Origin of the sequence: Streptomyces sp. SID13031 (genome assembly GCF_010548305.1) — a bacterium.
GTDB lineage: Bacteria > Actinomycetota > Actinomycetes > Propionibacteriales > Kribbellaceae > Kribbella.
In genome coordinates this window covers 152,227-158,226 of the sequence record NZ_JAAGLV010000020.1, presented here as the reverse complement: position 1 = coordinate 158,226, position 6,000 = coordinate 152,227, and the positions used below count along the sequence as shown (strand labels likewise).

Here is a 6,000-nt window from a genome sequence, read left to right as displayed (position 1 = left end):
CCGAACCTAAAGCGCGAACACGTGCGCGTCGCTCATTTCACGGGCCAACACACCGCAAAGCCCAACCAGACAACAAAAAGACCCTCCTCGGTCACCGGCAGACCCACAGAAGCCCGAGGAGAGCCACGTATGCTCGATTCATGAGCAGGCATCCGAGCGATCAGCCGACCGGCGGGCCACCGCGCCCAGTGCGGCAGGTTGCCGGGCGGCCCCGGCTGGAGTGCTTGATGCGGTACGACGTGGAGGGCGACTCCGATCACGGATCGTTGCTGTATGCGGCCGTTGTCCACCAGGACACCGCGCAGCTGACCGGTCACGGGTGGCTCGACCGGCTAGAGGCGATCGGCCTGCTGAAGGCTCGCCTGGCCGCCTTGGAGGCCGAGGCGGTTGCCGGGTTCGACGACTCCCTGCAGGGTGTCTCAGCAGATCTGGGACACCGCCGCCCGGCACCGGGCGACCGGCCCGCAACCGCGGGTGAACGTCGCTGGATCGCCGGTGACTTGCGGTCGGTCGCCGACGAGATCGCCCTGGTCCTCCAGGTGCACCGTGGACACGCGATGCGCCGGATCCACACGTCTTGTGAGCTCGTCCACAACTTCCCGGCGACTCTGCACGCACTGACCGAAGGCATCCTGACCGAACGGGCGGCGTTCACCATCGTGGACGAACTGTCGGTCCTGGACGACATCGACGACATCCACGCCGCCGAAGCCGCGATCCTGGACTGGGCCCGGAACAACCAACTGGCGGGCATCAAGAAGGCCTGCCAGCGCGAGGCCGCCCAGCGGTCCCCGGCCGCGGCCGACAAGGTCCACCAGCGCGCCGATGACGAGCGATCCGTGCGGATGCACACCAACGACCTCGGCAGAGCCGACCTGGTCCACGACCACGATGCCGTCGACTCTGCCGCGGTAATGACCAGCCTGTCGCGCGCCGCGGTCCACCTGCGCCGCCAGGGCGACACCCGCACCATGGACCAGCTCCGCAACGACATCGCCCTCAGCCGTCTCCTCCCGCGCACCAAGCGCCCCAACCACACCTCTGCCGACGCCGAGCACCCCCAGAGCGCGGCGCGCCACAACGACGGCAATAGCAATAGCAATAGCAATAGCAATAGCAATAGCAATAGCAATAGCAATAGCAATCCTGGACCCTGCGCCGATCGCGGACCTTCGCCCGATCACGACCTGTCTCGCGATCGCGAGGTGATGGACGAGACAGTGGTCGGGGCCGACGCCGCTGTCGTCATCCATGCGACCGGGGCCGAGGTGCGCGCGCTGATCAACGGCGAGGAATCCACCGGAGGCGAGGCCGACCACCACGGCCCCATCCCGCAGAGCTCGCTGCACAAGCATCTCCTCAGGGCCCTCGCGCGCACCCTGCTGCCGAACCTTCCCGCCACCCCCAACAGCTCCCGCCCAGGCGCGGCGATCCACCGCGCCCGCACCGCCGACACCGAAGCCCGCATGGCGAACGCCGACGCCGGTACGACGCCTGCTGCTGCTCCCGCCGCCGCGACCTGCAGCGGTGGTTCACGCATCGAAGTCCAGATCACCGACCAACCACCCCCGAGTGATCCCGACCGATACACACCATCAGCAGCATTGGACAGGTATGTCCGGCTGCGAGATCGCGTTTGTCGATTCCCGGGCTGCAATCGGCCTGCGGAATTCACCGACCTCGACCACCGGACCGCATTCGCCGCCGGTGGACGCACCACCGCGGCCAACCTGTGGTGCCTGTGCAGGCACCACCACCGCCTCAAGCACGAAGGCGGCTGGCAGATCCACCCCAACCCCGGCGGCAGTCACACCTGGACCAGCCCCACCGGCCGGCGCTACCGCAACAACCCCGCCACCCCCTGGCTCCCGACCTGCCCCACACCACCACCATGGCCATCAACAGACGATCCACAACCGAACCAAACCTGACGTGCTGGGGAGCCAGCGCCCGGGAGCGTCCCGCTGAGCTCCCAACCCTTTGCTCCACGTCCCAGCGGGTCGCCGTCGGCTCAGAGCTGGGTGGCCGGGGTGCCGACGCCGTGCAGCAGGGTGTCGATCAGTTGGGTTGCGAGCGCATCGGTGTCGGCGTCGGCTGTGCCGGTGTTCGAGACGTCCTGGCAGACCTCGTGGATCAAGGCGTAGTACACGCGGCGCGCCCAGACCGGATCGACGTCCGCGCGGAGGATGCCGATCTCCTGGGTGCGGCGGAACAGCTGGTCGCAGCGTTCGACCACGCCGGCGTGGATCCGCTCGCTCTCGCTGCCCTGCGCGAAGGCGCTGTTCATCGAGAAGCCCCAGGAGATCTTGACCTGCAGGACGTTCGCCGTCGCCTGGTAGAGCGCGACCAGCGGCGGTGACGACTCCGGCCGGGCCGCGTCGACCGCGTCGGCGAGCTGCTGGGTCGCCCACGTCGCCATCGCCGCGATCAGCGCCTCGCGGGTCGCGAACCGCCGGTGCACGGTCGTCCGGGCTACCCCGGCCGCGGCCGCGATGTCTTCCATCGTCGCCGCCGGGTTCCGGCCGAGGGTCCGCTCGGCGGCCTCCATGATCGTCCGCACGGTCCGTTCGGCGTCCGCGCGCAGTGGACGGGCAGCTACTTCACTCATACCTCAAAGACTACTCCAAGGTCGCGCCTTCCTGGTTACTTGCAACAATGGTGTTGCATGTAGTACGTTTTCGACATCACTCCAGATGCAACTAGCGAGAGGCTTCCGCTCATGGATCTCCAGTTGAAGGACAAGACGGCTCTGGTCACCGGTGCGAGCCGGGGGATCGGCCTGGCTGTCGTCGAGCACCTCGTCGAGGAGGGCGTCCGCGTCGTCGCAGCGGCCCGCACCAGTACTGCGGAGCTCCGGGCGACGGGCGCGTTCGCAGTACAGGTTGACCTGTCGGACGCAGCTGGGCCGCAGCGGCTGGTGGCATCGGCGCTCGAGGAGCTCGGTGAGATCGACCTGCTGGTGAACAACGTCGGGGGTGGCGACGGCGATGGGACGGCCGGGTTCCTCGACTTCCAGGACGAGGCCTGGCAGCAGATCTTCGACCTGAACTTCTTCGCCGCGGTCAAGGTGACTCGGGCGGCGTTGCCGAGCCTGATCCGGCGGTCCGGCGCGATCGTCAACATCTCGTCGAACGGTGCCCGGATGCCCTCCGCCGGACCGGTCGCCTACACGACGGCGAAGGCCTCGCTCACCGCGCTGGGCAAAGCACTGGCCGAGGAGTTCGGACCGCAGGGCGTACGGGTCAACACCGTCTCACCCGGCCCGGTCCGTACTGCGCTGTGGGAAGACCCAGCCGGGTACGGCGGTCAGCTCGCGCGGCAGCTCGGGATTCCGCAGGAGCACCTGCTCGCGGGACTGCCGCAGCAGGTCGGCATGCTGACCGGTCGCCTGATCGAGCCCGCCGAGGTCGCGGCGCTCGTCGTCCAACTCTGCTCACCCCGGACGGCAAGCATCATCGGCGCCGACTATCTGATCGACGCCGGCTCCATCAAGACGGTCTGAGGCTCAGCTTTCCCAGACGGGTACGGCCGGCAGGCCGCGGCGCCGGCGGGCCTCGTCGGTGAGTTCCTGGATCAGGCCGGTTTTGGCGGCGGTGTAGTCGAAGCCGGTGAGGCCTTCGGCGGCGAGGCGGCGCTTCAGTTCGGAGTACCGGCGGACGGCGTCCGGGGTTCGGCGGAGGTGGTCGCGGAGGATGCGCTGGTTGAGGGTGTCCCAGACCTCGGTGGGGAAGACGTGCAGGTTGTGGGTGAGGATGCCGTTCTGGACCTTGGTGTAGGTACGGCGACCGGGTGGGCCGGCAGGATTGTGGTGGAAGCGGTGCTGCCGATGTGCTCCAGTTCGGTCACCGTCTCACCGAACGCCTTCCGCAAGTCCTCGGCCACTGGTGCGTACTGCGCCGCCCACGCTTCGTCGTACTCCGCCAGAAGTGTCATCCGGGGAGGCTGATCGGGGAGAAGGTTCTCCGGTACGCCGTTGGGGTGGTCGCCGGCGACGGTGGGAGCGGTGATGAACTGCGCCTGCCCACCATCGCGATGCGGCGCCATCACCAGCCGCCGCGCGACGTTCCCCGCCACTGCCGAGCCATGATCCCGACGTACCAGATGAAGACAAAGATCCAGCCCAGCGGTCACTCCCGCCGAGGTCAGCAGATCCCCATCGTCGAGATAGAGCACGTCAGTGGCCACCTCGACCTGCGGATACTCCCGAGCCAGCCTCTCCGCATGCGCCCAGTGCGTCGCAGCCACCCGGCCATCAAGCAATCCAGCCGCCGCCAACGTGAACGCCCCCGTGCAGATCGACGCGATCCTGGTCCCCCTGAGATGCGCCTCCCGCACGGTCGCCAGCACCTCGGCGGACGGAGCGTAGGAGGCTGGCACGATCAACGTGTCAGCCTCCAACGCATCGTCGAAGCTGTACGGCGCCTGCGCGCGGAAGATCTCCACTCGATGCGCCCGCATGGTCGTACCGGCCCGGTCACCACACACCCGTACGTCGTACAGCGGCTCGCCGCCGATCGGGTCGTGCGCCGCCGCGAAGACCTGGCAGGCGCCGGCTACCTCGAGCGCGACTGCGCCTTCGATGGCGAGCACCGCGACGATCTGCATGGCTCGAATGTAGTACCGGCTACTTGGTGCCGAAGGTGTAGATGGTGGTGGAGGTGAAGGTTTGGCCGGGGCGTAGGACTGTGGAGGGGAAGGTGGGCTGGTTGGGGGAGTCGGGGAAGTGCTGGGTCTCGAAGGCGAAGGCGTCGCCCTGGCGGTAGGCCTTGCCGCTGATTCCCGAGAAGGTGCCGTCGAGGAAGTTGCCGCTGTAGAACTGGGCGCCGGGCTGGCTGGTGTGCACGGTGACCGTGCGGCCCTCGCCGGGCTCCCAGAAGCGGGCGGCGAAGCGGAGGCCGTCGGCGCCTGCCTTGCCGAGGACGAAGTTGTGGTCGTAGCCACGCCCGATCACCAGTTGGGGGTGGTCGTCGCGCAACCGCTTGCCGATCGCCGTCGGGGTGTTGAAGTCGAACGGCGTACCGGCCACCGGCGTGAGCTCGCCGGTCGGGATCAGGCCGGCGTCGACGGGCGTGTACTTCGGCGCGTTCAGCTGCAGCACGTGGCCGTCGATCGACCCCGAGCCTTCACCGGCGAGGTTGAAGTAGACGTGGTTCGTCAGGTTGAGCACGGTCGGCTTGCCCGCGACGGTCGCCAGGTAGTCGATCCGGAGGTTGTCCTGGTTGTCGAGCGTGTACGTGACCGTGCTGGTCAGCTCGCCCGGGAAGCCCATCTCGCCGTCGGGGCTGACATACGTGAACGCGACCCCGACGGTCGAGGACGACTTGACGACCTTGGCCTTCCAGACCCGCTTGTCGAAGCCGATCGTGCCGCCGTGCAAGGCGTTCTCGCCGTTGTTGACGGGGATCTGGTAGTTGTGGCCGTCCAGGGTGAACTTGCCCTTGGCGATCCGGTTGCCGTAGCGGCCGACGGTGGCGCCGAAGTACGGGCTGAGTGCCGCGTAGTCGGGCAGGTTGTCGAAACCGAGGCTGATGTTCTCGGTCCGGCCGCGCCGGTCGGGCGTCTCGACGCGCTGGATGGTGGCACCCCAGGTCAGCATCGAGATCGTCGTCCGGCCGTTGGTGAACGTGTAGACGTCCACGGCCTGACCGTCGGGCGTGGTGCCGAAGGGATCCTTGCGGATCTCGAGCCGACCGTGACCGTGTTGCGAACCCATGGCGGCGACCTTATCCGGCGTGGCTTCGGCCCCACCGGCCAGCGCACCGGCGGCGGCAGCGCCGAGTCCGAGCGCACCGGCGGTTCGCAGAATTTGCCGTCGGGGCAGATTGTCAGGCATGGAATCCCCTCACTTGTACTGGGCGGTGTCGGCGCGGGAGAGCGTGCACATGGCCGACCCCGGCACTGTAAGCAGGGTTGTCCAGTGTTTGGAATAGTTTGTAACGGTTCGAATTCGTCCGATGACTGGCCGATAGCGGCCAAGGTGGCGGTCAGGCTGACCGGATC

Annotated in this window: 4 protein-coding genes and 1 pseudogene; 2 read left to right on the top strand and 3 right to left on the bottom strand. The window is 67.8% G+C overall.

All coding sequences use genetic code 11. The annotated features are described in order from the left end of the window. Nucleotides 1-140 precede the first annotated feature (140 nt). Nucleotides 141-1,931, top strand: a complete 1,791-nt coding sequence (locus G3I17_RS32495; protein ID WP_164601779.1) for an HNH endonuclease signature motif containing protein — start codon at nucleotides 141-143, stop codon at nucleotides 1,929-1,931. Nucleotides 1,932-2,011: 80 nt separating this feature from the next. Here the strand turns inward: G3I17_RS32495 and G3I17_RS32490 are convergent, their stop codons facing one another. Then, the gene (locus G3I17_RS32490; protein WP_164601777.1) at nucleotides 2,012-2,608 is read right to left on the bottom strand and encodes a TetR/AcrR family transcriptional regulator; all 597 of its coding nucleotides are present in this window, start codon (nucleotides 2,606-2,608) and stop codon (nucleotides 2,012-2,014) included. Between the two features lie 111 nt (nucleotides 2,609-2,719). Between G3I17_RS32490 and G3I17_RS32485 the strand changes: the two genes are divergently transcribed. Next, on the top strand, nucleotides 2,720-3,502 hold the full coding sequence (locus G3I17_RS32485; protein WP_164601775.1) for an SDR family NAD(P)-dependent oxidoreductase: 783 nt from the start codon (nucleotides 2,720-2,722) through the stop codon (nucleotides 3,500-3,502). 3 nt (nucleotides 3,503-3,505) lie between these two features. Here G3I17_RS32485 and G3I17_RS32475 read toward each other — a convergent pair. Together G3I17_RS32475 and G3I17_RS32470 are read right to left on the bottom strand one after the other, a co-directional pair. Beyond that, a pseudogene (locus G3I17_RS32475) lies at nucleotides 3,506-4,458 on the bottom strand (GrpB family protein). 166 nt (nucleotides 4,459-4,624) lie between these two features. Then, nucleotides 4,625-5,833: an aldose epimerase family protein gene (locus tag G3I17_RS32470; protein WP_164601770.1), complete on the bottom strand. Its 1,209-nt coding sequence runs from the start codon at nucleotides 5,831-5,833 to the stop codon at nucleotides 4,625-4,627. Between the last annotated feature and the right edge of the window lie 167 nt (nucleotides 5,834-6,000).